General features: G+C 70.1%; 21 protein-coding genes and 3 pseudogenes. 14 read left to right on the top strand and 10 right to left on the bottom strand.

Annotated features, from left to right (window positions below; genetic code table 11):
- Positions 1-2 precede the first annotated feature (2 nt).
- Both AB0D59_RS49180 and AB0D59_RS49175 read right to left on the bottom strand, forming a co-directional pair.
- The gene (locus AB0D59_RS49180) at positions 3-2,483 is read right to left on the bottom strand and encodes a glycoside hydrolase family 2 TIM barrel-domain containing protein (RefSeq protein ID WP_362579094.1); all 2,481 of its coding nucleotides are present in this window, start codon (positions 2,481-2,483) and stop codon (positions 3-5) included.
- 622 nt (positions 2,484-3,105) lie between these two features.
- Positions 3,106-3,450, bottom strand: coding sequence for a helix-turn-helix transcriptional regulator (locus tag AB0D59_RS49175; RefSeq protein ID WP_362579091.1), 345 nt, complete (start codon positions 3,448-3,450; stop codon positions 3,106-3,108).
- 139 nt (positions 3,451-3,589) lie between these two features.
- On the opposite strand from AB0D59_RS49175, the gene AB0D59_RS49170 reads away from it, so the two are divergent.
- Positions 3,590-4,567: a zinc-binding dehydrogenase gene (locus AB0D59_RS49170; protein ID WP_362579088.1), complete on the top strand. Its 978-nt coding sequence runs from the start codon at positions 3,590-3,592 to the stop codon at positions 4,565-4,567.
- A gap of 288 nt (positions 4,568-4,855) precedes the next feature.
- Positions 4,856-5,749 (top strand): EamA family transporter, encoded by an 894-nt coding sequence (locus AB0D59_RS49165; protein WP_362579085.1) that lies wholly within the window; start codon positions 4,856-4,858, stop codon positions 5,747-5,749.
- A gap of 56 nt (positions 5,750-5,805) precedes the next feature.
- On the opposite strand, the pseudogene AB0D59_RS49160 reads toward AB0D59_RS49165, so the two are convergent.
- Positions 5,806-7,055: pseudogene (locus tag AB0D59_RS49160) on the bottom strand (RNA-guided endonuclease TnpB family protein).
- A gap of 332 nt (positions 7,056-7,387) precedes the next feature.
- Between AB0D59_RS49160 and AB0D59_RS49155 the strand changes: the two are divergent.
- The 3 genes from AB0D59_RS49155 to AB0D59_RS49145 all read left to right on the top strand — a co-directional run bounded on the left by AB0D59_RS49155 (position 7,388) and on the right by AB0D59_RS49145 (position 10,494).
- Positions 7,388-8,350 (top strand): formylglycine-generating enzyme family protein, encoded by a 963-nt coding sequence (locus AB0D59_RS49155; protein WP_362579082.1) that lies wholly within the window; start codon positions 7,388-7,390, stop codon positions 8,348-8,350.
- Between the two features lie 61 nt (positions 8,351-8,411).
- Positions 8,412-10,178 carry a sulfatase gene (locus AB0D59_RS49150; protein WP_362579080.1) on the top strand — a complete coding sequence of 589 codons (1,767 nt, stop codon included), beginning with the start codon at positions 8,412-8,414 and terminating at the stop codon, positions 10,176-10,178.
- 100 nt (positions 10,179-10,278) lie between these two features.
- On the top strand, positions 10,279-10,494 hold the full coding sequence (locus tag AB0D59_RS49145; RefSeq protein WP_362579077.1) for a hypothetical protein: 216 nt from the start codon (positions 10,279-10,281) through the stop codon (positions 10,492-10,494).
- A 120-nt stretch (positions 10,495-10,614) separates the two neighbouring features.
- On the opposite strand, the gene AB0D59_RS49140 is transcribed toward AB0D59_RS49145, so the two are convergent.
- On the bottom strand, positions 10,615-10,758 hold the full coding sequence (locus AB0D59_RS49140) for a hypothetical protein (RefSeq protein ID WP_362579115.1): 144 nt from the start codon (positions 10,756-10,758) through the stop codon (positions 10,615-10,617).
- Here AB0D59_RS49140 and AB0D59_RS49135 point away from each other — a divergent pair.
- The 4 genes and pseudogenes from AB0D59_RS49135 to AB0D59_RS49120 all read left to right on the top strand — a co-directional run bounded on the left by AB0D59_RS49135 (position 10,741) and on the right by AB0D59_RS49120 (position 14,637).
- Positions 10,741-11,325 carry an alpha/beta hydrolase fold domain-containing protein gene (locus tag AB0D59_RS49135; RefSeq protein WP_362579112.1) on the top strand — a complete coding sequence of 195 codons (585 nt, stop codon included), beginning with the start codon at positions 10,741-10,743 and terminating at the stop codon, positions 11,323-11,325. The two genes, AB0D59_RS49140 and AB0D59_RS49135, sit on opposite strands and share 18 nt — an antisense overlap.
- A gap of 114 nt (positions 11,326-11,439) precedes the next feature.
- A complete protein-coding gene (locus AB0D59_RS49130) occupies positions 11,440-12,690 on the top strand; it encodes a cytochrome P450 (RefSeq protein ID WP_362579074.1) in 1,251 nt (416 codons plus the stop codon).
- 453 nt (positions 12,691-13,143) lie between these two features.
- Positions 13,144-14,347: pseudogene (locus AB0D59_RS49125) on the top strand (cytochrome P450).
- A gap of 92 nt (positions 14,348-14,439) precedes the next feature.
- Entirely contained in the window at positions 14,440-14,637 is a 198-nt protein-coding gene (locus tag AB0D59_RS49120; RefSeq protein WP_362579109.1) for a ferredoxin, read from the top strand.
- 94 nt (positions 14,638-14,731) lie between these two features.
- Here AB0D59_RS49120 and AB0D59_RS49115 read toward each other — a convergent pair whose 3' ends face one another.
- The gene (locus AB0D59_RS49115; RefSeq protein ID WP_362579071.1) at positions 14,732-15,733 is read right to left on the bottom strand and encodes a glycosyl hydrolase; all 1,002 of its coding nucleotides are present in this window, start codon (positions 15,731-15,733) and stop codon (positions 14,732-14,734) included.
- 101 nt (positions 15,734-15,834) lie between these two features.
- Between AB0D59_RS49115 and AB0D59_RS49110 the strand changes: the two genes are divergently transcribed.
- On the top strand, positions 15,835-16,605 hold the full coding sequence (locus AB0D59_RS49110; RefSeq protein WP_362579068.1) for a hypothetical protein: 771 nt from the start codon (positions 15,835-15,837) through the stop codon (positions 16,603-16,605).
- 274 nt (positions 16,606-16,879) lie between these two features.
- On the opposite strand, the gene AB0D59_RS49105 is transcribed toward AB0D59_RS49110, so the two are convergent.
- The gene (locus AB0D59_RS49105) at positions 16,880-17,227 is read right to left on the bottom strand and encodes an IS3 family transposase (RefSeq protein ID WP_362579065.1); all 348 of its coding nucleotides are present in this window, start codon (positions 17,225-17,227) and stop codon (positions 16,880-16,882) included.
- A gap of 50 nt (positions 17,228-17,277) precedes the next feature.
- Between AB0D59_RS49105 and AB0D59_RS49100 the strand changes: the two genes are divergently transcribed.
- From AB0D59_RS49100 to AB0D59_RS49090, 3 genes are all read left to right on the top strand, one after another.
- A complete protein-coding gene (locus AB0D59_RS49100) occupies positions 17,278-18,597 on the top strand; it encodes a glutamyl-tRNA reductase (RefSeq protein ID WP_362579062.1) in 1,320 nt (439 codons plus the stop codon).
- The gene (hemC, locus tag AB0D59_RS49095; RefSeq protein ID WP_362579059.1) at positions 18,594-19,535 is read left to right on the top strand and encodes a hydroxymethylbilane synthase; all 942 of its coding nucleotides are present in this window, start codon (positions 18,594-18,596) and stop codon (positions 19,533-19,535) included. Before AB0D59_RS49100 ends, hemC begins: the two co-directional genes overlap by 4 nt.
- Positions 19,536-19,644: 109 nt before the next feature.
- Complete coding sequence (locus tag AB0D59_RS49090) at positions 19,645-22,314, top strand: LuxR C-terminal-related transcriptional regulator (RefSeq protein ID WP_362579056.1); 2,670 nt, start codon at positions 19,645-19,647, stop codon at positions 22,312-22,314.
- 26 nt (positions 22,315-22,340) lie between these two features.
- Here AB0D59_RS49090 and AB0D59_RS49085 read toward each other — a convergent pair whose 3' ends face one another.
- The 3 genes from AB0D59_RS49085 to AB0D59_RS49075 form a co-directional block, all read right to left on the bottom strand.
- Positions 22,341-22,601 carry a hypothetical protein gene (locus tag AB0D59_RS49085; RefSeq protein WP_362579054.1) on the bottom strand — a complete coding sequence of 87 codons (261 nt, stop codon included), beginning with the start codon at positions 22,599-22,601 and terminating at the stop codon, positions 22,341-22,343.
- A gap of 121 nt (positions 22,602-22,722) precedes the next feature.
- Positions 22,723-24,180 carry a catalase gene (locus AB0D59_RS49080; protein ID WP_362579052.1) on the bottom strand — a complete coding sequence of 486 codons (1,458 nt, stop codon included), beginning with the start codon at positions 24,178-24,180 and terminating at the stop codon, positions 22,723-22,725.
- 98 nt (positions 24,181-24,278) lie between these two features.
- Positions 24,279-24,977, bottom strand: coding sequence for an aquaporin (locus AB0D59_RS49075; RefSeq protein WP_362579049.1), 699 nt, complete (start codon positions 24,975-24,977; stop codon positions 24,279-24,281).
- A 384-nt stretch (positions 24,978-25,361) separates the two neighbouring features.
- Here AB0D59_RS49075 and AB0D59_RS49070 point away from each other — a divergent pair.
- Positions 25,362-26,029 (top strand): annotated as a pseudogene (locus tag AB0D59_RS49070) (IS5 family transposase); the annotation flags it as partial.
- Between the two features lie 6 nt (positions 26,030-26,035).
- Here the strand turns inward: AB0D59_RS49070 and AB0D59_RS49065 are convergent.
- Positions 26,036-26,764 (bottom strand): DUF2625 domain-containing protein, encoded by a 729-nt coding sequence (locus AB0D59_RS49065; protein WP_362579046.1) that lies wholly within the window; start codon positions 26,762-26,764, stop codon positions 26,036-26,038.
- Positions 26,765-26,937: the final 173 nt, after the last annotated feature.

Here is a 26,937-nt window from a genome sequence, read left to right as displayed (position 1 = left end):
GGTCAGCCTTCCTGGTAGTGGCGGCTCTGCGGCTGCTGTTCGGCCGTGACGACGACCTCCACCGGATCGCATCCCGGCGCTGTCGCGGTGAGGCGGATCTTTCCGACGGCGGTGGGGCGCAGGACGGCCAGCGCGCGTCCCTCGTACGTACGGCGTTCCGTCGCGTCGAACCGCTCATCGGTGGACGGGTCGGCGCTGCCGAAGCCGATCAGTTCGCCTGCTCCGGAAACCTCCAGGCTCACCGGGCGGTCGGTGCCGGTGTGGCAGGTGCCGACCGCGTCGGTCAGGGTCAGAGTGACGTAGGCCAGGTCGCCGCCCGACGCCCGGATGACCTGGCGATCGGTCTCAGCCGTCAGCCGCACGGGGCCGTTGGCCCACGGCAAGCTGGTGCGGCCGGTTTCGACGCCTTCCCGGTAGGCGACGGCGACCAGTTCCCCGGGCACGTAGACGATCTCGAACTCGGTGCGGAAACGGTGCTCCGCGCCCACGGGCCGCCGCCCGAAGGAGTTTCCGTTGCCGAGCAACTCGACCTCGTCGGCGTCGCTGTACACCTCGACCGTGACCGGTCTGCCCTCGAAGCCGGGCCAGGTCCAGCTGGAGACGCTGTCGCTCCAGGCCCACGGCGACCCGGCCCAGGTCTTGCCGTGGTGCTCGGGCCTGCGGACCGCGATGTACGGCTCGGCCCGCAGGCCGAAGACGATCTCCCGGTAGTAGGAAGCGGGCCTGCGGTGCCCCGTGATGTCGATGTCACCGCAGCCCGCCACCAGGTACGGGTACGGCGCGTTGTGCGCGTGCTGAGGCCCGTCCTCGGTCTCGGTGAGGTACTGGGGGCGGCCGATGCCGACCTCACCCAGATAGTCCCAGCCGGTCCAGGTGAAGTCGCCGATGACGTGGCCGTACTGTCCGACCAGCCGCCAGTTGCCGTCGATGCGGGTCGGGAAGGTTTCGGTGCCGAGGATGATCCGGTTGGGGAACAGGTCGCGGTCGAGGGCGTAGCGGGCCTCGGCGTAGTTCATGCCGGCGACGTCGAGGACGGCGAAGGACTCCGCCGTGCGCTCGGTGACCAGCTCGGAGGCGCTGACCGCGTTCATCGCGTCGCCCGCGTCGGCCATGAGGGTGTTGATGCCGGCGCCGTCCTCGGCCGCCTGCTCCAGCGCCTGCTGCTGGAGGGCGCCCAGCTCGGACATCACGGCGAGCATGCCGTTGACGGCGTTGGTGACATACCGGGTGGGGTCGAGGGAGCGGACCTTCCCGGCGAGTCTGCGTCCCCAGGCGGCGCCGAAGGGCGAGCCGGTCTCGGGGATCTCGTTGCCGATCGAGTACATGATGACGCTGGGGTGGTTGTAGTCCTTGGCGACCATCGCCTCGATGTCACGCTCCCACCACTCGGGGAAGTTGAGGCTGTAGTCGAACTCGCTCTTGCCGGAGGTCCACACGTCGAAGGCCTCGTCGACGACGAGCATGCCGAGGCGGTCGCAGGCGTCCAGCATCGCCTTGCTCATCGGCTGATGGGAGATGCGGATCGCGTTGAACCCGGCGTCCTTGAGGATCTCGACACGGCGTTCCTCGGCGCGGGCGTAGGTCGCCGCGCCGAGGATCCCGTTGTCGTGGTGGACGCAGGCGCCGCGGAGCTTGACGGGCTCGCCGTTGATCCGCAGGCCCCGCTCAGGGTCGAGTTGCAGCGAACGGATGCCGAAGGCGACCTTCTCCTCGTCTATGTCCCGCAGGGCCACATGGCACTCGTAGAGGGTCGGCGACTCCGGACTCCACAGGGCCGGGGAGGGCACATAGAGGCGCTGCCGGGCGGTCGCGGGCTCCCCCGGCAGCAACGTCAGCTTCGAGACGTCGCTCGCGACGACGGCTCCGGAGCCGTCCCGTATCTCCGTGACGACATCGACCGTGCGGACCTCGATCGAGTCGTTGGCCACCTCCGCCTCTACCTCGACCACCGCGCGCGAGCCGTCGATGTCGGGGGTGGTGACCTGGACGCCGTCGGGGGCGATGCGGACCACCTCCCCTACGAGCAGCCAGGTGTCGCGGTAGATCCCCGCGCCCGTGTACCAGCGCGAGTCGCGATGAGCGCGGGCCTCGACCCGGATCTCGTTGTCCTCGCCGAAGCGCAGGAAACGGTCGGCGTCGATGCGGAAGTGCGAGTAGCCGTACGGCCGTTGCCCGGCGTAGTCCCCGTTGATGTACACGGTCGCGTCGCGGTACACGCCCTCGAACTCCATGAAGATCCGCTTGCCCCGGTACTCCTCGGGCACGGAGAAGGTCTTGCGGTACTCGAAGACCCCGCCGGGGAAGTACGCGCCCGCGGCGCCCTCCATCGTGACCTCGCCGTCCGGAGCCACCCGCTGCTGCTCGATCAGCGCGTCGTGCGGCAGCGTCACCGGCCGGAAGGGGACCACGTGACCGGAGAGCTCGGCGAAGGGGTTGACCTTGGGCCGGACCTGCCAGCCGTCGTTGAAGGACGTGCGGATCATGTGGACTCCATGAGTTGTCGGCTCGCCGCAGCATGAGGCCGCGCACGCAGCCCGGCACGACGCGATACGCCGGCTCGGCGACCTCGCCTTGAGTGACCGCGATGTTTCGGCGTTGAAAATCTATCACTCAAAAAATTTGGAGACCAGGGTGAGCGCGAGCTCTCGTGAACAGCACGTCTGGAGCACGCAGGGTCCTTCCGGAGCACTCAGGTTCCTTCGGGATCGCGCGTGAACACCGCTGCGGCAATCCGGCCGACCGCAACCGCGATCGCGGATCGCTTCGCCGGGCATCACGTACGTCCTGGCCACCGGAGCGGGCGGTGGGATCAGCGCGGCCGCCGTGCGGCGGTTCGCCGCCGAGGGCGTGCACTCACCGGGATCGATGTGAAACGCAACGCCCTGGAGGCCGCCCGACAGAGCATGAGTGAGTGAGCCGACGCGATCTCGGTTTCGTCCGCCTTCCCGATGGCCATGAAGCGCTGGGCGTCCAGGACAGCGGCCGTACCCTCAGCGGTGACGGCACGCCTGATGGCAGGCGGACCGGCGGTGGGCATGACGGTAGAGCGACCGGCGCGGTTACGTGTTTCATGACCGACCAGAGTTGGCGCGCAAGGCCACCTGGTCAGTCGGCGCCGTCGCCACGGAGGAGCAGGTCGAGCAGCCCGGGAAAGCGTGCCTCGAACTCCTCGCGGCGCAACCGGTTGACCCGCTTGGGCCCCTGGTCGCGCTGTTCGACCAGGCCGGCGCCGCGCAGGACCGAGAAGTGGTGGCTGAGCGCGGCTTTGCCGACGGGCACGTCGAAGCTGCCACAGCTGCGCGTCCAGTCGGCGGAGCCCGCCAACTCGCGGATCAGCTGGATACGCACAGGATCGGCAACCGCGGACAGCGCGGACAGGACGGAGACCTCGTCGGGATCCGTGTGCACCGGCGCCGCACGGTGACTGCCGCCCACAGCCTGGTTCGCCATGTCCCTCTCCCCGCCATGCGCAGCCTCTGTGGGACACCCCACAGGAGCGTCCCAGCGGCTTGCTGAGTGTTCGACGAGTATCTTACAGTCCCAGTGTTCGCTTTCCATTGAACACTTGATCGAGGGGTGCGTTCCGCTTATGCGCGCAGTCGAGTTCCAGGAGTACGGCGGTCCCGAGGTGCTGAGGGTGGTGGAGACCGAAACCCCCGCGCCGGGGCCGGGCCAGGTGACCATCGACGCCGCCTTTGTGGGCGTGAACTTCGCGGACCTCAAGGCGCGAGCCGAGGGGTACAGGGTGGAATCGCTGCCCTTCCGCCCGGGCCTGGAAGTCTCCGGGCGGATCCGGGCCGTCGGCCACGGCGTCGAGGGCCTGCGACCGGGGCAGGAAGTCGCCGCCCTCGTCAACAGCGGTGCCTACGCGGAGGTGGTCGTCGCCCAGACCGCCACCGTCTTCCCACTCCCCGAGGGCCTGGACCTGCGGACCGCGGCCACGCTTCCCACCGTGCTGCCGACCGCGCACGCACTCCTCCACGAGGTGGGACGCCTGCGCGCCGGGGAGACCGTGCTGGTGCACGGCGCCGCGGGAGGCATCGGCACGGCGGCCGGGCAGTTGGCCCGGGCGGCGGGCGCCGGCGCGGTGTACGGCGTGGTCTCCTCCACAGCCAAGGCCGGGCACGCCCTCAAGTACGGCTACGACGAGGTGTTCACCACCGACTCCTTCCCCGACGACGTCCGCCGCGCCACCGGCGGCAGGGGCGTCGACCTGGTGCTCGACCCGGTGGGTGGCGACACTCTTCGCCGCGGTCTCGAGACGCTGGCGGTCTTCGGACGCCTGGTGTCCTTCGGCAACGCGAGCGGGGCGCAGCCGTGGCACGTCGGGCAGCCCGAGCTCTACGCGCAGGGTCGTTCGGTGGGGGGCTTCTCCATTCTGGCTCTCGCACAGTCGGCACCCGAGGCGCTGCGCTCGCTCGTCGAGCGTGCCTTCCGTACGGTCACCGACGGCACCGTGAACCTTCCGGTCACCGCGGAGTTCCCGCTGGCGGACGCGGCCGAGGCCCATCGGCTGATGGGCGGTCGCACGTCAACGGGCAAGCTGCTGCTGCGTATCGCCGACTGAACACAACCGCTCCGGAAACAGTTCGGACGTGAGTCAGGGCGGGACGCCGGCGCCAGGCTCCCCAAGAGCACCTGCACCTTGAACGCACCAGGACAACGCCGGCCCGCAGCGCCGCCTGTGCCACCGGCCTGCCCCTGGACGCCGCCCTCGTGAGGGGGATCCAGACCGAATCCACCGGCTGCAACTCCCGACAGGAACTCGGGCAAAGTAATGCATGAGCGCAACGCGACCCGGGGGTTTGCCGAGGTCGTGGGGAAAGTACCCGCCCCTGGACTTGTGCTGGGAGGGGTGTGCGGAATCCAGTTCGGCGCGGCCTTCGCACCTCAGGTGTATCCGCAGGCGGGTGCGGCGGGCGTCGTGTTCCTCCGGTTGCTGATCGCGGGTGTCCTTCTTTGCCTGTTGTGGCGCCCGCGGCGGCAGGCGTTGGACTCGGTGAAGGGTGCCTGGGGGACGGTGATCGGTGCGGGCGCCCTGCGGGCGGCACACCATCTCGCGTTCTACGAGGCGGTGAAGCACATCCCCCTGGGTGCCGTGGCCACGATCGAGTTCCTCGGCCCGTTCGCCATCGCCCTGGCTGGCTCACGGCGGGTGGTCGACCTGCTGCCCGCGTGCCTGGCGGCCGGCGGCGTCCTCCTGCTCAGCGGGGGCGGCGTTCCTCTTGACCTGGGCGGCCTCGCCCTCGCCGCGGTGGCGGCGTGCTGCTGGGCCGGTTACATCCTCGTCTCCTCGCGCATGGCGCGACGCCTCAGCGGCGGCCAGGGTCTGGCGCTCGCGGTGCTCTGGGCCGCACTACTGAGCGCTCCGTACGGCATCGCCCACGCCGGGAGCGCACTCCTGGACCCGCATGTGCTCTGGGTGGCCGCAGTGGTGGCGGTGGCGTCCAGCGTGCTGCCGTACTCGCTCAACCTGGAGGCACTGCGCCGGATTCCCCCTCGCGTGTTCGGCGTGCTGACGAGCCTGGAGCCGGCCGCCGGCGCCCTGTTCGGGCTCCTCATCCTCGGACAGCGGCTTGCCTGGCCCCAGTGGCTCGGCATCGCCACGGTCGCCTGCGCCTCCGCAGCCGCCACCTTCCTGGGAGCCGGGAAGCGGCGGACTTCGCAAGGGAGCGCCAAGGGCGGACCGACGCCAGCTGAAGATCCTTCCCGGACCGAGAGCAGGCACTCCGCAGTCCCGGTCAATTGACTTGCACCTCGGGCTGAAGCCCGAGGATTCTGGCCTTCTCGATCGTTTCTGTGCCGCTACGCGGCACAGGGTTCGGTCGGGAATCCGTGGCTTCCTGTTTCTTCGCGCTGTGCCGGGATCGCTCCTGGTCTTACCGGCGCTCCGCAGGCTGATACCGCCAGTCCGGCGGCCTGTTTGACGTTGATCGCGGCATTGTGGTCCCGGTCATGGACGCTGCCGCAGGCGGCGCAGGTCCATTCCCGGACGTTGAGGGGTTTGGGTCCGTCCTTGACGCCGCAGGTCGAGCAGGTCTGGGAGGTCGGCTCGAACCGGCCGATCCTGACCAGGGTGCGGCCGTACCGGGCCGCTTTGTACTCCAGCATGCTGACGAACGAGGACCATCCGGCGTCGTGCACGGACTTGGCCAGTCTGGTGCGGGCCAGTCCCGCCACCGACAGGTCCTCCACGGCGATCCCTTGGTTCTCGGAGATCAGCCTGGTGGAGAACTGGTGGTGGAACTCACGGCGTGCATCGGCGACCTTGACGTGGGCGCGGGCGACCTTCAGGCGGGCCTTTTCGCGGTTCTTGCTTCCCTTCTGCTTACGGGACAGCTCCCGCTGGGCCTTCTTCAGCTTCTTCTCCGCGCGCCGCAGGAAGCGCGGGGAGTCGATCTTCGTACCGTCGGAAAGGACGGCGATGGGGGTCCCCCGGACGGAGTCTGGGGGAGGGTCAGGCCGAGATCGATGCCGATCGTCTGGTCGGTGGCGGGCATCCGCTCAGCCTCCGCCTGCGAGTCGCTGTCGATGACGAAGGAGGCGAAGTACCGCCCGGCCGTGTCCTTGATGACGGTGACCGAGGTGGGGGTGGTGGGCAGGGTGCGGGACCACTTCACCTTCACCGCACCGATCTTCGGCAGGTTCAGCCGCCCGCTGTCGGTGATGTTCCAGCAGGCGTTGGCGGTGAACCGGATCGCCTGCCGGGCATCCTTGCGGGACTTGAAGCGGGGCGGACCGATCTTCGGCCCCTTGCGGGTGCCCTTCAGGGAGGCGAAGAAGTTGCGGTAGGCGGTCTCGGCGTCCCGCAGGGACTGCTGGAGCACGACGGCCGAGACCTCGCCCAGCCAGGACCGCGAAGTGGTCTGCTTCGCCTGGGTGATCAGACGGGTGGACAGCTCGGCGGCCTTCGGGAACGCGTCGCCCGCCGCGCGGGCGTCCTCACGGGCACGCACCGCGTCGTTGAACACGACGCGGGCGCACCCGAACGCCTTCGCCAACGCGGTCTGCCGGCCGGTGTCCGGGTACAACCTGAAGGCGTACCTGAGCTGCATGACGATCACACTAGACATGTCGCACACACACCGTCACCACGGAACGTTCGTACGAGCTCTCACCGCTCCCGCCACAGTCCGGCTCCGCCGGAAGGACACCGCGACGCTCCGCGTCGCAACCATCAGATTCGCTTCACCCCCGGCGTGAACGCCGGGCCCCGCGAATGAATCCCGGTAGCGCCCAGCGGGCGTCGGGCCGGACCGCGGCGCGCCCTGGCAGCCTCGCCCCGAGCGCGCGCGATGTTTCCATGATGAAAATCTATCGCTAAACAAAATTGACGGCTAGGGTCGCCACAGCTCTCGTCACCCGCCCCGACCAGGAGCCGAGCACCATGGAGACCCCTCACGCCTCGCGCCCCGCCTGCTGCGCGCCCCCGGGCGGCAGGACGGCCGCCCAGCCGGCGACCGTGCCGTCGGCCGACCACCGGGGCTCCCTGGACGGCATGGTCCGCATCCTCGGTGGCGAGTTCCAGATGGGCTCCGACGACGCCGAGGGGTCCCCGGCGGGCGGCGAAGGTCCGGTGCGGTCGGTGCACGTCAGCACCTTCCACATCGACGCGTACGCCGTCAGCAACGAGAAGTTCGCGGAGTTCGTCGACGCCACGGGCCATCTCACCGAAGCCGAACGCATCGGCTGGTCCTACGTGTTCGCGGGCTTCCTGCCCGCGGCACTGCGGCGCGGGGCACCCCGCCCGGCTCGCACCCCCTGGTGGTGTGGAGTCACCGGCGCCCGCTGGGACCACCCCGAAGGGCCGGGCAGCACGCTGCAAGGCCGCGGGAACCACCCGGTCGTACACATCTCGTGGAACGACGCCGCCGCCTACTGCGCCTGGGCGGGGAAGCGGCTGCCCACCGAGGCCGAGTGGGAGTACGCGGCGCGCGGCGGCCTGGAACAGAAGCGCTACCCCTGGGGCGACGAACTCGACCCCGGCGGCGAGTACCGCTGCAACATCTGGCGGGGCACCTTCCCCACCAAGAACACCGCCGCCGACGGCTACCGGGCCACAGCACCTGTCGATGCCTTCGAGCCCAACGGATTCGGGCTCTACAACACCTCGGGCAACGTGTGGGAATGGTGCGCCGACTGGTGGACCGTGGACCACCCGACCGGTACGGCGATCGGCCCGAAGGGTCCCGCCACGGGGCAGGAGAAGGTCATCCGCGGTGGCTCACACCTGTGCCACTCGTCCTACTGCAATCGGTACCGCGTCGCCGCCCGTACCGCGAACACGCCCGACGGGGCGAGCGGTCACACCGGGTTCCGCTGCGCCCGGGACGCCGACACCACCGTGTGAACAGCCGCATGACCGGCCCTACGACCAGCCGCATGACCGACCGACGAAGGAGCGCCACGGCATGAAAGCCATCATGGTGATGTTCGACAGCCTCAACCGGCACATGCTGGCGCCGTACGGCTGCGACTGGACCCACGCCCCCAATTTCGCGCGGCTGGCCGAGCGGACCGCCACCTTCGACAACTGCTACGCGGGGTCCATGCCCTGCATGCCTGCCCGCCGGGAGATCCACACCGGGCGCCACAACTTCCTGCACCGCAGCTGGGGCCCGCTGGAGCCGTTCGACGACTCGATGCCCGAGCTGCTCAAGCGCAGCGGGGTGCACACACACCTGGCCAGCGACCATCCCCACTACTGGGAGGACGGCGGGGCGACCTACCACGGCCGGTACAACACGTGGGAGTTCTTCCGCGGGCAGGAGGGCGACCCGTGGAAGGGGCATGTCGCCGATCCGCCCATGCCCGACGAGGACGTCAAGGAGCTACGGCTGGAGGGCTACCGGCAGGACTGGGTCAACCGGGTGTACATGCAGACCGAGGACCGCCACTCCCAGACCCTCACCTTCGACGCGGGACTGGAGTTCCTGCGCACCAACCACGCTGAGGACCGCTGGTTCGTGCAGATCGAGACCTTTGACCCGCACGAGCCGTTCTTCAGCCACCAGCAGTACAAGGACCTCTACCCGGAGGACTACGACGGCCCGCACTTCGACTGGCCCGACTACCGGCAGGTCACGGAGACGGACGCGCAGGTGCAGCATGCCCGCCGCGAGTACGCCGCGCTGCTGTCCATGTGCGACAGGTCCCTCGGCCGCGTCCTCGACGCGATGGACGAGCACGGCCTGTGGCGCGACACGCTGCTGATCGTCTGCACCGACCATGGCCTGCTGCTCGGCGAGAAGGACTGGTGGGGCAAGTCGGTGCAGCCCTGGTACAACGAGCTGGTCCATCTGCCGCTGTTCGTCTGGGACCCCCGGGCGGGCGTCACCGGCGAGCGCCGCGAGGCGCTCGTGCAGACCATCGACCTGGCCCCCACCCTGCTGGAGTTCTTCGGCGTGGAACGGCCCGCCGACATGCAGGGCTCCCCGCTGCCGGTCGCCTCCGACGAACCGGTGCGCGAGGCAGGGCTGTTCGGCATCCACGGCGGGCACGTCAACGTGACCGACGGCCGGTACGTCTACATGCGCGCACCCGTCTCGGCCGACAACACCCCCTTGTACGAGCACACGTTGATGCCGACCCACATGCGTGGACGCTTCACCCCCGAGGAGTTGTCCGGCCTCGAACTGGCCGAGCCCTTCGCCTTCACGAAGGGCGTCCGCACGATCCGGGTGGCCGGACGGACCTTCTTCAACCCGTACCGGTTCGGCACGCTCCTCTACGACCTGCGGACCGATCCGGAGCAGCGCGCACCGATCATCGACGAGGCCGTGGAGCTCCGCATGGCGAGCCTGCTCGTCGACCGCCTGCGCGCGAATGACGCCCCCGCGAGCCAGTACGAGCGCCTGGGCCTGCCCACCGGCGGGCCGGTGACCGCCGCTCACCTCCTGGTGCGCGAGCAGCACCACCAGGCCGAACAGGCCGCCGAGCCGCTCCCCAGGCCGGAGGACTTCCCCGCGGGCCGCTTCTCCCTGCGCACCCCGATCACGGCGCTGGTCTCCGACCCGAGGGCCGTCGAGGTCCTGCGCGCCCACGCTCCCACCCTCGTCGACACCGAACTCCTCCAGACGATCGGCACGACGTCTCTGATCTCCCTGGCCGCACTGTCAGGCGGCATGTTCCCGACGGAGACGCTGCGCGTGCTCGCGGAGGAACTTACGGCGCTGTGAGGCCTGTGAGGTGGCACCCCTACAACGGGTGTAGATCAACCCATTGACCTAGTACAGCGTCGCGTCACCCCCCACTGTCAGCCGACGGAGGTCGCATCCGATGAACCTCAACAGTCACCTCTTCCAGCGCATGCTGCATCTGCCCCCACCCGTGACCAGGGATCTGGTCGTCGAGCACGACCTGCGCGTGCCGTGCTGCTGGCCGACCGCTGGGCCTCGCGCCACCGCCACCACCCTCCGCGCCGCCGACCAGCAGGTCTTCCACGGCTCCGAGCGTCCCTCCGCGATCATCCTCCCCGTCCAGCAGGCGGCATGACGTCCCGCACTTGCACAGATGCCACCCCTCCCCCTAAGGTTAAATAAACCGCTTGATTTAAAGTTCGCAGTACACGCCCGAACCGTGCGACACCTGACGGAGAAATCGTTGCCGTATGCATTACACGCCCAACTGCTGCAGGCGTTCACCGACAGTCGCCCCGCAGGCGACCCGCCGCAGCATCCGGCCCGAGGCGACTGGAAGGCGCTGCGCGAGGGCGAGTCCGGCCCGGCCGCCCTCGATCCGATGAAGCCCGAGCAGCACGACGCATCCAGAGCCGGCCCGGGCGTGGTCCACGTGCACGGCGGCGGGATGGCCGCGGGACAGATGGCACCGTTCGACCGCTCGGCCGCCGACTGCACTGCCGACAGCGGCGCTCCGCTGCCTTCCGTAGACCACCGCCGCGCCCCGGAGCACCCCCACCTCACGCCGGTCGAGGGTGCGTGCGCGGGCGGCGGTCCGGCCTCAAGGGCGGCGCTGCCGACCCCGGACCGCGCCCTGCCCGTGGCCAGACAGATCCCCGTCTCCAAAATGCTGGACAACCGCACCGCCCGGCATGCCCTGCTCGGGGACGCCGTCGATGGCCCGACGCGCCCGGTCACGCAGCCTCGGCACAGGCGAGCGACCTCTCCGGGCCGCCGCTCGTCCAGGTCAAGGTCGGCGAACTGGGCACCTCTAGCAACGAGGACCTCGCCTGTGCCCGCCGCCTGGCTGCCACCGGTACCCCCGTCCAACTGCACACGCACCCGGGCTACCCGCACGCGTTCGACGACAGGGCTCCGGAGATCGATGTCGCCCAACGCGCCCAGCCAGACCCGCTGCGCACTCTGACCGGCTGCTGACGTACGGCCACCGCCTGGACGGCAACGGCCTCTCAGCTGCTCTGCGGCACCCGCGCACGGGTGCTGACCACCACCGCTCCCCTCCCCCACCATGAGGAGTGACATGTCCAACGCCCTTTCCGGTACCTCGGCCGAGGCGATTCCCGACTTCCCCATGGCGAGGGATGCCGGCTGTCCGTTCGCCCCGCCGCCTCAGCTGCGGCAGCTGCACGCCGATCAGCTACGTGCCGATCAGCCGCTCACGAAGGTCCGGCTGTGGGACGGCAGCACGCCCTGGATCGTCACCCGCTTCGAGGACCAGCGGGCCCTGCTCGCCGATCACCGCTGCAGCGTCGACCTCAGGCGGCCCGGCTTCCCCTACATGAGCCCGGGCTTCCGGGAGTCGGGCCAGCGTGGCACCCAGCCGTCCTTCCTCAACATGGACGACCCCGAGCACGCCCGGATCCGCCGCATGCTCAGCGGCGCGTTCACCATCAAGCGTGTCGAGGCCCTGCGGCCCGCCGTCCAGCGCATGACCGACGAGTTCATCGACGCCATGCTGGACGGCCCGAAGCCCGCCGACCTCGTACAGGCTCTGGCACTACCCCTGCCCTCGCTGGTCATCTGCGAACTGCTCGGGGTTCCTTACGAGGACCACGAGTTCTTCCAGCACCAGAGCGAGGTGGGACTCCGCCACGGTGTCTCACCCGAGGTGTCGGGAGCGGCCAGGCGCGCACTGCTGGAGTACGTATCCAGCCAGATCGACGAGAAACTCGCCCGCCCCGCCGACGACCTGCTGTCCGAGCTGGCTGCCCGCGTCCGCGACGGCAGCCTCACCCACCCGGAGGCCTCGGCGATGGGCCTGCTGCTGCTCGGTGCCGGGCACGAGACCTCCGCCAACATGATCGCGCTGAGTACCGTCGCCCTGCTGGAGCACCCCGACCAGCTCGCGATCATCCGTGACACCGACGACCCGAAGGTCCTGGCGAGCGCGGCGGACGAACTGCTGCGGTACCTGACCATCATCCACATCGGCAACCGCCGGATCGCCCTGGAGGACATCGAGATCGGCGGCCGGACGATCCGCGCCGGAGAGGGCATGGTCCTTCCCAGTATCACCGCCAACTGGCAGGCCGACGTCTTCCCCGATCCCGACAGGCTCGACATCCACCGCGACGCCCGCCGCCACCAGGCCTTCGGCTTCGGCATCCACCAGTGCCTCGGCCAGCCGCTGGCCCGCCTGGAACTCCAGATCGTCTACGGCACCCTCTTCCGGCGCATCCCCACCCTGCGCCTGGCCGTCGAGCGGGACAAGCTCCCGTTCAAGGAGGACGGTCTCGTCTACGGTGTCTACGAACTGCCGGTGACCTGGTAACCGCCGACCCATAAGCGCCGTACAGACTTCACCGCGCTCGACACCGTCGGCGTCCTTCGGCTCTTCTCCGTCGCCGGCACGGTGCCGTGCCGGCGACGGCCAACTGGCCCAGCTCGACATTCACCCCCCGCAGGATCGGCGTTCTGCCCACAGCGGTCGGCCAGGTGGCGTGTCAGCCGACGGACCCCATCCGGCCTCACCTCCAGCGCCCCCTTGAAGAAAGATCCCCCTGGCGCTACTTTAAATAAACCCCTTGATTTAAATAATCGAGGCTGCCCCCATGAACCTCTGCCGTCACCTGGTCCAGCGCATGCAGAGCCTTCCTCCGACTTCCCCAGAGTCGGGCGAGCCGACCGAACCATGACGCGAAGGCCACAACAGCAGCCAGCCCCACCCGCCCCGCCGGGCGGCAACCGCTGCGCGAAACACACCCTCCCCCCATGGAGATGTCAGATGAGTCAGCACGACCCCCTCATTCGTCTGCCACTACCCGCCGACGGACCCCTGGAGCCCCCGGCCGACTGGAAACGGCTGCGCGAGCAGTGCCCGGTGGCCACCGCCGCACTCCCCAGCGGAGGCACGGGCACCCTCCTGACCCGCTACGACCACGTCAAGGCCCTCCTGTCGGACCCCCGCTTCTCCCGCCCGACCGCAGAGGACGCCGGCGCCCGGATCGCCCCGGAAGGGGCTGGCGGCATGTCGACCAACAGCGACATGTCGCTGCCCGTCCCGCTCAAGGGGCGAGGGCCATCTGAGGTGGCGCCGCCTTCTGACCAAGTACTTCACTGCCAAGCGCATGACAGCGCTGCGCCCCGGCATGGTGGACATGGCCGAAGCCCTCGTCGACGACATGGTAAGGAGCGGCTGGCCCGCCGACCTCAAGGCCGCACTCGGCTTCCCGCTGCCGGTCTACGTGATCTGCGACCTCCTCGGCGCACCCGTCGAGGACCGGGACCGCTTCTCCTACTGGTCCGACGCGTTCCTGCACGTCAGCCGCTACACGAAGGAAGAGACCAAGACGGCCTGCACCGAGTTCGTGACCTACATGTCCGACCTCGTCGCGGCCAAGCGTGCGCAGGCCGGTGAGGACGTGATCAAATGCTGATCGAGGAAAGCCGGGCGGAGGGCGAGGGGCTCAGCGACCCCGAACTCCTCGGCACCGGCATGGGTCTCCTGGTCGGCGGCCACGAGACCACCGTGGTCGCCATGCTCCTGGCCGACCGCACCCGGTGGGAAGGTCTGCTGGCCAACCCCTCCCTGGTGCGCACCGCGGTCGACGAGGTGCTGCGCTCAGACGCCGGCCTGGGCAGCTTCGGCGCCCGGCCCTACCTGACCGAGGACTTCGAGGTCGGCGGAACGGTGCTGCCGGGCGGCACCACCGTCTTCTGCGCCCTGTCCGCCGCCAACCGCGACGAGCACGTCTTCCCCGCCCCGGACGAGTTGGACCTCACCCGCAGCCCCAACCCCCATCTCACCTTCGGCGCCGGAGCCCACTCCTGCCTGGGCCAGTGCCTGGCCTTGCACCGAACTCCAGGTCGTCCTGGAGGTCCTGCTGCGCAAGTCGCCGAGCCTCGAACTGGCCGTACCCGCCGCGGAGTTGCAACAGATCGAGGGGCTGACCGTCGGCGGGCTGCGAGAGGTGCCCGTGCGATGGTGACCCGCCCCGACGAGACCTCCGTACCAACCGAACCGACCGAGAAAACAACCAAGGGCACGGCCGAGAGGCCGGCCAGGCAGAAGGGAGCGACCGTGAAGGTCATCGTGGATGAGGACAAGTGCTGCGGCGCCGGGAGTTGCGTACTGGCCGCACCGGAGATCTTCGACCAGCGCGACGAGGACGGCATCGTCGTCCTGCTCGACGCTGAGCCTGCCGAGGACCAGCATGCGGCTGTCCGGGACGCGGCCGCCGTCTGTCCCGCCGCCGCCATTGCTCTCAGCGACGCATGAAACGCTGACCGCTCCCGCGGGACCGGTGGCAGGGCACGTTCAGGCACCTTCTGCACGTGCACTGCCACGCCGCGTCGTCATGCCGTCGGGAGACTCACGTGCCGTAGGAGCAGGACAAGGGCGCGACGCAGTCGTCCCGCCGGAGTCGCGCAGGGGAACACCAGCCGCGTCGCCCGAGCCGCACCGGCACGACGGTCCGTCCCCCTCCGTGCGGTACTGGCCGAGGGAGGTGATCCTCCCAGTCCAGGCATCGAGTTCGCGCGGTGCGCCGACGCCCTCGATGGCGACGTCCGCCGTGACCTCCTGCGAGGTCGGATTGTGCAGGTAATGAAGCGCCCCTCGGCGCACGGTGCGGCGCAGGGCGAGCAGACCCGGTGCCCCGGCTCGTTTCCACGGCGGGCCGCACTCCCAGGTCCCGCAGCGCACCGAGCAGCCCGTCCTGACCGGTGACGTGTCGCACCGACGGATGCTTGAGCAGCTTCTCCAGCAGACCGGCAAGCTCGTCGTCCTGCCGCTCCGGCCGGTACGCACCCGGGGTGCGGCCCAGCGGGTCACCGACGATCACGACGGGCAGGCCGGAGCCGGCGTGTGACAACAGTTGCCGGGCAGTGGCCACGGGCAAGGTGGGCCGGCGATCGAGGATCAGGGCCCGGTAGGCGGGACCATCGGGAGCCAGGCGACTGCCCCGCACCCAGGTGCCCTCCAGCTGATCAGGGCCGGCGAAGTCGTAGGTGAAGCCGGCCGCGCCGTCGGGCGTGCGCACGTCGTTGCCGTAGCTGTGCCGGTAGATGACGAGGTCGACCTGCGGGCTGCCCTGCCGCAGGACCCACTGCATCCGCGTGGTCCAGCCGGTGATCTTGTCAGTGCCGGCCCAGGTGGGCTGGCGCGGCCCCCACGCCTCGGAGAAGCCGTTGCCGCCTTGTCCGAAGACGAAGGGCGAGAAGCCCGGCCAGTCCTTGACGCCCAGGCCCTGTTCGGTGGAGAAGCCGTGGTAGACGACCTGGTTGACGCCGTGCGCGAAGTTCGCGCGGACGTGCTTGAGCACCTGCGGCCAGGTCTGTGCGTACGCCTGGTTGAGGGTCGCGCAGCCCTCCATGGGAGAAGATCTCCTGGCCGGCCAGGTGCACCGCACCGGACGATATCCAGTGCCCCGGTTCGTCGGTGTAGTCGAAGGACGTGCCGAGGGACTCGGTCTCGTTGACGTCCAGCGCGGCGGCCACGGTCGGGGTGTCCAAGGTTGCCGTAGGGCTGGGCGCGCAGCTTCAGCCCGAGCCCGTGCGCCCAGTCCTTCAGCGGCTCGACGTACTCGCCGATGTACAGGTCGGTCAGGGTCTGGAAGTAGTCCTCGCGGACCCGCGCACCGCTCTTGTCGGCGAACTCGAAGTCGGGGGTGGCGTCAGGGGTCACGCCGGTGTACTGGCGGTGGATGCGGTTGATGTAGACCACCGGGAGCTGCTCGCGCAGGGAGTAACCGCGCAGCTTCTCGAACCGCGCAGGCAGGTCCCACGTCCGGAGCAGGTTGGAGTCCAGCTCGAGGGAGTCCTCGAACAGGTTGCCGCCGTTGCTCATCAGCAGTCGGCGCAGGCGCGGGGTCAGGACATGCTTTTCCGTGTAGGCAATGGCGGCATGGGCGCCGGCCGCGGCGAAGTGGTCGACGACGTACGCCGGTTCGACCGAGACGTACTGCCCGGTGACCGCGGCCTGCCCGGTGCCGCGCTGCCAGTGGGCGATCAGCAGCCACTGCCCGCCCTCCGGCGCGGTCCACGAGATCGTGCCGTCACTCACCTCGGTGGAGAGGTCGTCCAGCGAACTCTGCTCCAGCACGGTCAGCTTCGCCGCCGGGTCGCCCGCGCAGCGGAACGCATGCAGCGTGACCAGCGTCTGCACGGTGACGCCCGCCTGCGGCTCGGGAGCCGCCGGCACGGGCCCGACGTACCCCTCACCGCCGTCACCACGGTGCGGCCGTAGGCCAGTTCCTGTGCGGCCTGACTGCTGTCCGGAGTCAGGAACTCGCGGCAAGCGCGGGAGAGACAAGACATCCCACGCGGATAAGCGTCAAGCGGGTCACGCCAGCCTCATACGCCTGCCCGCCGAACTCTGGCTGTCCTGGCTCACCGACGAGACGGTCATCGCCCGATTCCAAGCCAAGTACTACATCCGCTCGCCGACACAATGCCGGCCATGGCTGGGAGCGGTCAGCTCAACCGGCCACTGAATCGCCCCGGGTTTAGTGGAGAGTGGGTTACTGGCTTTCCTGGAGTGACGCAGGGGGTTTGGCCGCGTAGTGGGCAGCTTCGTGTTCGACGGGGGTGAGGTGGCCGAGTTCGCCGTGTAGGCGTCGCTGGTTGAACCAGTCGACGTACTCGGCGACGGCGCTCTCGACGTCGTTGATGCTGGTCCACGGGCCCTTGTTGCGGATCAGCTCGGGGACATCTTCTGCCCAGCCACCGAAACCTCGTAGTGCGCCGTGATGCCTACGGTGGCGACAAGGCCATCGTGCTCCCGCGGGCGGTACTGGGCTCGCCGGCGCCCGCTTGCGCGGGAGCGGCCGGCGCACTTCACCAGGATCGGGCGATGTGCGTTCACCCATCCGCGCCGGAGGCTGGGGTGGCTGACGGACATGGGACATGAGGAGGAGCGGTGAGCGTACTGGCGGTCGGCTTGAGCCACAAGAGCGCGCCGATGGCGGTCCTGGAACGGGCCTCGGTCACCGGGGACACACTCGGCAAGCTGCTCCATGACGTGGCGCAGGCCGAGCCCGTGGCCGAGGCGTTCGTGGTCTCGACGTGCAACCGGATCGAGGTGTATGCCGACGTCGACCGATTTCACGCCGGCGTGACGGAGATCTGCGAACTGCTGGCGCGGCACTCCGGGGTCCCCCTCGATGACCTGACCCCCCATCTGTACGTGCACTACGAGGACCGCGCCGTCAGCCACTTGCTGGCCGTGGCCTGCGGGCTGGATTCGGTGGTGGTGGGCGAGGAGCAGGTCGTCGGCCAGGTGCGCGCGGCGATCAAGCTGGCCGCCCAGCAGGGCACCATCGGACGGGTTCTGGGCGACCTCGGCCGCGTCGCGCAGCGGGCCGGCAAGCGAGCCCGGGCCGAGACCGGGATCGGCCGCGCCGGGGCAGGCCTGCTGGGCCTGGCGGTGGAGCTGGCCTCGCCGCGCCTGGGCGAGCAGGGCCTGGCGGGCCGGGATGTGCTGGTGCTCGGGGCCGGGTCGATGAGCGCGCTGGCGGTGGTGACCGCGGCCCGGAGCGGGGCGGCCGGGATCGTGGTGGCCAACCGGACACGCGGTAAGGCGGAGCGGCTGGTCGCCCGGCCGGGTGCGACGGGGACCCGGGCCGTGGGCCTGGGGGACCTGCCCGCCACCATGGCGGAGGCGGACGTCGTGATCTGCTGCACCGGTGCGGCCGGGCCCGTGATCACTGCAGACATGGTGCCCGCCGAGCGGCGGGGCAGCCTGGTGTTCCTGGACCTCGCGATGCCCCGCGATGTGGAGCCCGCCGTGGCCGACCTGCCGGGCGTGATGGTGGTCGGCATGGACGCGCTCAGCGAGCATCGGGCCGGCGCCGGTACCGACGAGGTCGCCGCGGTGCGGGCGATCCTGGAGAGCGAACTCGCCGCCTACCGGTCGGCGGTCGACGCCGCCCGGGTCGCTCCCGTCGTGGTCGCACTCCGCGCCAAAGCGGCCGGCGTGGTCGACGCCGAACTGGCCAGACTGGCCGGCCGGCTGACCCCCGACGCGCCAAGCGGCCGTGTCCTTGACGAGATGGCCCAGACCATACGGCGGGTGGTGGACAAGCTCCTGCACGAGCCGACCGTACGGGTGAAGGAACTCGCGGGCTCACCGAAGGGCGAGGATTACGCGGCGGCGCTGCGCGTCCTGTTCGATCTCGAACCGCGCGCGGTCCAGGCGGTCACCCGGGCACCCACCCCGGGGCAGGAGGAGCTCCCGTGAACGCGCAGACGCTGCGGCTCGGCAGCCGCAGGAGCCCGATGGCCATGGCACAGTCCCGGCGGATGGCCGGCATGATCACCGAGCGGACCGGCCGACCGGTGGAGATCGTCGGGGTGACCACGCCGGGCGACGTCAGCCGGGCGCGACTGCACCGGATCGGCGGCAACGGAGTGTTCGTCGGCGCGCTGCGCGACGCTCTGCTCGGCGGCGAGGTCGACCTGGCCGTGCATTCGCTGAAGGACCTGCCGACCGGGCTCTCGGCGGGCATCGTACTGGCGGCGGTGCCGCCCCGCGACGACCCTCGGGACGCGCTGGTCGCGCGGGACGGTGCCAAGCTCGCCGACCTGCCGCCGGGCGCCACGGTCGGCACCGGCTCGCCGCGGCGGGCCGCGCAGGTGCTGCGCCTGCGCGGAGACCTGCGTTGCGCGCCGATCCGCGGCAACGCAGGCACCCGGCTCGGCAAAGTGAGCTCCGGCGAGCTCGACGCTGTGGTGCTGGCCCGTGCCGGGCTGGCCAGGATCGGTCAGGCCGACGCCGTCACCCAGGTCTTCGAGCCGGACGACATGCTCCCGGCCCCCGGCCAGGGAGCTCTGGCCGTGGAATGCCGTGCCGGCGAGCCCGAGCTCGCGGACATGCTGGGTTCCCTGACCTGCCGGGCCGACCTGGCCGCGGTGACCGCCGAGCGCGGCCTGCTCCAGGTGCTCGGAGCCGGGTGCAGTGCCCCGGTCGGCGCCTACGCGGTGGGTACGCGGCCCTTGTGGATGCGGGCCGCCGTCTTCGGCGCCGACGGACGGCAGGTGCTGCGCACGTACGGCGCCGCCCCGCTCGACTCTTCGTCCCCCCTCGCCGAAGCCCTGCGACTCGGCCGCGAACTGGCCGTGGAGCTGCTGTGCGCCGGGGCGCGCGATCTCATGAAGGTGACCGGTTCCGGACTCTGAGAAATGCTCATCCTACGGTGGCGAGATACCCGTCGGAGGGAATTCACCACTGACCTGTGCGATGGTCGGAAGTGCGCACCGTGCCCCTGCCCACCTCACTGTGACCGCCATGAGAACTGCAGGCCGATCCCAGAGCGCCGACGCTCGGACGGTTCCCGCTGTCCAGGGACGGATCGTCTCCCGCCCCGCGCTGTACGCACGGCTTGCCGGAGCGGCGCGCGTCACCACGGTGTCGGCGCCGGCCGGCAGCGGGAAGACCTTCCTGTTGCGGTCCTGGGTCCGCGAGACTGGCCTGGTGGAGCGTGCCGCGTCTGTCTCGGTGCAGCGCGAGGAGCGCGACCCGCAACGGTTCTGGATCACTGTGTGCGACGCGCTTCGAGCCACGGACGTCGGGTCCGTCCTGGTGCGGCCACTGACGGAGGCGCCGGACCTGGACGGGTGGGCCATCGTGGAGCGGCTGCTGAAGGACCTGGCACCGCTGAAGGACCCTGTCTGGCTGATCATCGACGACCTGCACGAGCTGCGCTCGGCGGAGGCGCAACGCCAGCTGGAACTGCTGCTGATGCGCGCGCCGCCGGAGCTCCGGTTCGTGCTCGCCACTCGGCGGGATCTGCGCCTGGGCCTGCACCGGCTGCGGCTGGAGGCGCAACTCACCGAGATCCGCGCGGACGGTCTGCGGTTCGGCCTGGAAGAGGCGGAAGCGCTGTTCCAGGGCGCCGGGGTGGAGCTGTCCGGGGCGACCCTCGCGCGGCTGCACGAGCGGACCGAGGGATGGGCCGCGGGGCTGCGGCTGGCCGCTCTGTCGCTGGCCGGGCATCCGGATCCGGAGGGATTCGCCGCCGGGTTCGCCGGCAGCGAGCGGACAGTGGCCGATTACCTGCTGGCCGAGGTGATGGAGCGGCAGAGCGCGGAGGTCCGGCGACTGCTGCTGCGGACCAGCGTGCTGGAACGGGTCAACGGCGAGCTCGCCGACCTCCTGACGGGGAGTTCCGGCGCGGAAGGGGCCTTGCAGGACCTGGAGGAGGCCGGGGCGTTCGTCATCTCGCTGGACGCGCGGCGGTCCTGGTTCCGCTACCACACGATGTTCGCGGACCTGCTCCAGCTGGAACTGCGACGTACCGCTCCGGACGAGGTGCCAGTGGTGCATCGCGCCGCGGCCGGCTGGTACGCGGACCACGGGCATCCGGTGGAGGCTATCCGGCACGCCCAGGCGGCGGGGGACTGGGGTCTGGCGGGCCGCCTGCTCTCCGACCACTGGATCGGTCTCGGCCTGGACGGACAGGCCGGCACGGCCCATGCGCTGCTGGCCGGATTCCCCGCCGAGATGATCTCGGCCGACGGGGAGCTCACGGCGCTGGCCGCGCTCGACGAAGCCGAGCACGGCTCGCTGGCGGAGGCGGAGCGCCTGGCCACCCGAGGCTCGGCGCCGGTGTCCGCAGGCCGGCGGGAGCATGTCGATCTGATGGTCACCGTGCTGCGGCTCCTGCTGGCTCGCCAGCGCGGCGACCTGCCGGCCGTGGTCGAGGAAGCGCAGCGGCTGCTCGCCTCCGGTGACGCCCCGGACGCGGCGGAGTTCGAACGTGGCGCCGAGCTGCGCGCCCTGGCGCTGATCAGCCTGGGCATCGCCGAAACCTGGTGCCAGCGGTACGAAGACGCCGACCGGCACCTCGAACGGGGCATCGCACTGGCCCACCGGATCGGGCGGCCGTATCTGGAGATCCTTGGGCTGGCGCACTGGGCGGTCGTGGCGCTCAGCCGGGAGCTCGCTGTGGCCGCCGAGCGCGGCCGGCAGGCCATGGAGCTGGCCCACCGGCACGGCTGGGCCGACGAGCGGATCGTCACGGCCGCGCATGTGGCGCTCGGCATGCACATGCTCTGGCGGGGCCGGCTCGACGAGGCGGAGCCGTACCTGGAGCGGGCCGAGCGGGCGGTGCACAGGGAGTCCGAGCCAGTGACCGTCCTGATCCTGCACTACGGCCGTGGGCTGCTGGATCTGGCCCGTGGCCGTGACGAGGACGCGCTGGCCGGTCTCCGCTTGGCCGAGCACGTGAGCGGTCTGGTCGCCGCCCGTCATCCGCTCGCCACGAAGGCGCGGGCGTTCCAGCTGCACACATGGGTGCGGCTCGGTGAAGGGCAGCGTGTCGAACAGGCCCTGGCCGAGATGGACACGTGGGAGCTCGAAACCGGGGAGACACGGGTCGCCATCGCGGCCCTGCGGCTGGACCGGGACGAACCGCTGGCGGCGACCGTCGCGCTCGCGCCCGTCCTCGACGGCTCCGCCCCGCTCATGGAACCCCGTGGCTGGCAGGTTCAAGCTTTGCTGCTCGAGGCGATCGCACGCGATGCGCTCGGCGACCAGGCCGCCGCCGAGCGCACTCTGGAGCAGGCACTCGATCTCGCCGAGCCCGACGCCACTCTGCTGCCCTTCCTCCTTCACCCCGCGCCGGGAGTGCTGGAGCGGCACGCCCGGCGCGGCACCGCCCATGCCGCCATGATCTCCGAGATCCTCGACCTCCTGGCCGGCAAGCAGGCGGAGCCGGCGGCCGGCGCACCGGCGCGGCTGCGCGAGCCGCTGACCCACAGTGAGACGCGCGTCCTGCGCTACCTGCCCACGAACCTGCCGGCACCGGAGATCGCCGGCGAGCTGTCCCTGTCGGTGAACACCGTGCGGACACACATGCGGCACCTGTACGGGAAGCTCGGCACGCACAGCCGTAGCCAGGCCGTGGAGCGAGCCAGGGCCCTGGGCCTGCTGGCCCCCTCTTCACGCAGGTCCTGAGCCGGGTCTCAGGCCTGGCGCGGGTCTCAGGCATGGCGGCGCCTGCCGCGGTCCCGGCCGCTCACGGGCGTGCCGTCGCAGCGGCGGAGCTCGATCAGCTCCAGGCCGAGCGCTTCGATCTGGGCCAGCGCGCCATGCAGCGCGGAGCGATCGGGCAGCATCCCGGTCAGCAGCGTCTCGGCTCCCTGGATCTCGGCACGCAGGTCGGGAAACGCGCCGAGGAAGGTCTGGCTCAGGTGTCCACGCAACCGGATCTCGTAGCACGCGGATGTCGTCGGAATGTTCATGTCGCCAGCGTTCCGCCCAGAGTCTGGGCTGTTCCATGCCGGACGGCTGCTGTTCCGGACCTCGGGGGAATGGGCCCGGTGCCTGTCGGCGCCGGGCCCATGGGCCGGTTCGGGCCGCCGGTCAGGGCTGCCCGTCACGGACGGCCTTCTCGACCTGCTCGCCGAGGGTCTGGTCCACGTTCCGCCAGTACTGGAAGGCGCGTTCGAGCACCGGCTCGGACACGCCGCCCAGCAGGTGGCCGGCGATGTTGGACACCAGTCGGCCCCGCTCGGCGTCGTCCAGGACCTCGCGGACCATGGTGCGGGCCTGGCCCCAGTCGTCGTCGTCACGGCGCAGCGTGTAAGCGGACCGGACCATGTCGCCGTCGGCGGACCAGTGCACCTCTGCGGCCGCGACCGGGTCGGCCTGCGGGCCGCCGTAGGAGTTGGGCGCGTACACCGGGTCGGAGACGTTGCGGACACGCATCACGCCGTCCTTGGAGTACGAGTGCACCTCGACCTTCGCCGAGTTCACCGGGATCTGCTTGTAGTTGACCCCAAGCCTGGCGCGATGCGCGTCGGAGTAGGAGAACCCACGGGCCAGCAGCATCTTGTCCGGCGACAGCCCGGTGCCGGGCACCTGGTTGTTCGGCTCGAACGCGGCCTGCTCCATCTCGGTGTGGAAGTCGCTCACGTTGCGGTCCAGCGTCAGCCGGCCCACCTCGTGCAGCGGGTAGTCGCCGTGCGGCCACACCTTGGTCAGGTCGAAGGGGTTGAACCGGTAGGTCTTGGCGTCCTCGAACGGCATGATCTGCACCTTCAGCGTCCAGCTCGGGTACTCCCCGCGCTTGATCGCCTCGAACAGGTCACGCCGGTGGTAGTCGCCGTCCCTGCCGGCCAGGTCGTCGGCCTCGGCCTGGGTGAGGAACTCGATGCCCTGGTCGGTGATGAAGTGGTACTTCACCCAGGACAACTCACCGTCGGCGTTGAGCCAGGAGTAGGTGTGACTGGAGTACCCGTTCATGTGCCGCCAGGTCCGCGGGATGCCTCGGTCACCCATGAGCCAGGTCACCATGTGCGCCGACTCCGGGGACAGGGTCCAGAAGTCCCACTGCATGTCGTTGTCCCGCAGCCCGCTGTCGGCGCGGCGCTTCTGGGACCGGATGAAATGCTGGAACTTCAGCGCGTCGCGGATGAAGAACACCGGGGTGTTGTTCCCTACGAGGTCGAGGTTGCCCTCGGAGGTGTACATCTTCAGCGAGAACCCGCGCGGGTCCCGCCAGGTGTCCGGGCTGCCCTGCTCCCCGGCCACGGTGGAGAACCGGATGAGCGTGTCGGTGCGGGTGCCGGGCTGGAACACCGCGGCCTTGGTGTAGGCGCTGACGTCGTTCGTGACCTCGAAGTGTCCGAATGCGCCGGCTCCCTTGGCGTGCGGCTGACGCTCCGGGATCCGCTCCCGGTTGAAGTTGGCCATCTGCTCGATCAGGTAGTGGTCCTGCAGCAGGATCGGGCCGTCGGGACCGACGGTCAGCGAATGGTCGTCGCTGGCCACCGGGATGCCGGCATCGTTGGTAGTCGGCTTGGGCTGGAGGCTGGTCATGGACCGTTTCTCCTCTGTGTGGGTGGTGGAAAGAGGGGTGGTGACTGACCCGGCCGGCCGTTCCGGGGTGTACAAGGCTGGTGACGGCCCGTGCTCGGTCACTTGTCGCCGGGGTTGAGCGCCAGGAACGTCAGCCCCGCCGCGATGCCGGCGGCCAGCTGGACGACGAGGTAGACCCAGATCGTCGACCAGCCGAACAGCCCTGCTGTGGCGCCGCCCAGCGCGACCGCGGGGTTGAACACACCGCCGGAGATGCCGCCGACGGCGAAGGCGCCGGCCGCGACGGTGAACCCGATCGCGAGCCCGTAGAACCCGTTGCCGGGCTGGTCCTTGCTGGTGGCCACGTTCAGCACGACGTAGCACAGCGCGAAGGTGACCAGCAGCTCGACCACGGCCGCGGCCGCCTCGGTGTGCCCGGACAGCGTCAGGGTCCTGACCGCCCCGGGGTTGACCACGGCGCGGGCGATGATCCCGGCGACAACGCCGGCGACCACCTGCGCGACCACGTACGCCGCCGCGTCCCGGGCCCCGATCCGGCGGCGGACCAGCGCCGCCATCGTCACCGCCGGGTTGTAGTGGCCGCCGGAGATGTGCCCGCCGGCGTAGACCATGACCATCAGGGTGGCGCCCGCCGCCAGCGGCACGAAGGTGCTGCCGCTCAAGGCGGCCACCGCGACCGCGAACGTCAGGAAGAACGCGCCGATGAACTCGGTGACGTATTTCCGCGCCGCCACCCCGTACTGCGGGAGAGGAACCGCATAGATGGGCGCTTCCTCTCGCGTGGTTGCTCCTGCCATGGTGGTGCTCCGTTTCCTGCTGTTCGGTTGGGCATCGTTGGCCGCACCCGTTCCGGTCCGGCCTGACCGACTCACTCAGCCTCGCGTCCGCCCTGGTGAACCGGCATCACATGGTTCTGGTGGTTTTCGCACTGAATGTCCGGATCGCGAGCCGACCCGCCCACCGGCGAAAGCGACGACGCAAGCCCTGGCGACGGGGCCGACAGCCGACCGGCCCTTGGTGAGGCGCGACTCACGTGAACTTGGTGAACCCTGGAGCACGCCTTCACGCGCGAGCTGCCGGGCTAAGACACCCGGGGCACCCTGCACGACACTGACCCGTTGGCCCGCCACGGCGGCGCGGATGGCGTTCGGCCTCATCGGTCAACGGCGCAGGGGGGCGAGGCGGCGATCCTGTTCGTGGCCACGACGGGCTGCACCTGGCGGCAACTGCCGCCGGTCTTCGGTCCGTCCGCGCCGACCGCGCACCGCCGGTTCACCGAGTGGAGCCGGGCCAGGGTGTGGGGCAAGCTCCACTGCCTGGTCCTGGACGAGCTCGGCGCCCACGGGGAGTTGGACTGGTCGCGGCGCGCGATCGACTCGGTGAACATGCGGGCCCTCAAAGGGGGGACCTTAAGGGTCCGAATCCCGTAGATCGCGGCAAGAAGGGATCAAAGATCCACTTGACCACCGAGCGGTCCGGCCTACCCCTCTGAATCGGGATCTCCGCCGCGAACACTCACGACAGCCAGGGAATCGAACCCCTCGTACGCAGCATCCCGCCCATCGGACCGCGTCGACGACGACCCGCCAAACTCCATGGCGACAAGGGGTACGACTACCACCACGTGCCGCAGTGGCTGCGCTCCCGGAACATCACCCCGCGCATCGCCCGCGAGGGCATCGAGCCCTCACAGCGCCTGGGCCGCCACCGCTGGACCGTGGAGAGGACGGTGGCCTGGCTTGCCGGGTACCGCCGTCTGCACCGGCGCTACGAGCGCAAGGCCGAACACTTCCTCGCCTTCGCCGGCATCGCCGCCATCCTCATCCGCTACCGGCGTCTGGGTGGGTGAACCAGTTCATACGACTCCGAGAAACCCCGGATCGGCGCCGTCGAACTGAAGGCACGAGTTGCGGCTCAGGCTCAGGAGTTCCGCCATGGGGACCGCGCGACGGCTGGTCGCCGGCAGGTCCTGGCGGGCCTCGGCCGACCACAACGGCGGGAAGAACGACAGCCCCTGCCGGCCGTTCAGCACAGAGACTTCGTCGCGCCAGCCGTCCCACCGCAGGCCCTCATAGAACTCCTGGAGCCCTCCGGAGAGAATCCAGGACAGCCATGCCGAGTGGCCGGCGCCCAGGGCCTGCCAGCCAAGGGCATCGGGGGCGAAGTAGAGGATCTCACCCGGCTCGCCGGGCCGACCGGCCTGACGGGGGTTGCCCCCGTTGAGGGTGAAGACCCCGCCCAGCACATCGTGCGCGACCACGAGTCCTGCACCTGACGGCCATGCGGGATCGAATGTCGCAGGCATCGCGTTGATCTCGGCCAGGCCGGGCATTCCTTCGGCGTCGGCACCACTGGGGCTTCCGAAGATCCGCAACCATCCGCTGTCCACGAGCAGACCGCCGCAGTTCAGTACGATGCCGCCCAAATGTGATCGGGCGGAGACCTGGAGTTGCAGCAGCGAGGCGCGGCCCGTCTCGGGATCGCCGGGCAGCACCTCAACTGGTACGCCGGTGCCGGACAGCTCCTGAAGGAGGAGCGGCCAGGCTGGATCGTCGACGTTGATCAGCTCATTGACGTCGCGCATCACCGCATCGTCGCACCACCACCCCATGGCTAAGTCCGCCGGGTCGCCCGCGCCTCGATCCACCAATCGAGATGACCTCTTAGACGATGTCCTATGTGGTGATCGCTCGTTGGTCTGTTCATGGGGCGGGGTACGTGGAGTTGGATTGTTCCGGACGGCTTGTGGGAGCTCGC

This window comes from Streptomyces sp. NPDC048417 (genome assembly GCF_040651615.1).
Classification (GTDB): Bacteria; Actinomycetota; Actinomycetes; order Streptomycetales; family Streptomycetaceae; genus Streptomyces.
The sequence above is the reverse complement of the archived record's forward strand: the minus strand, read 5'-3'. Positions and strand labels throughout refer to the sequence as shown.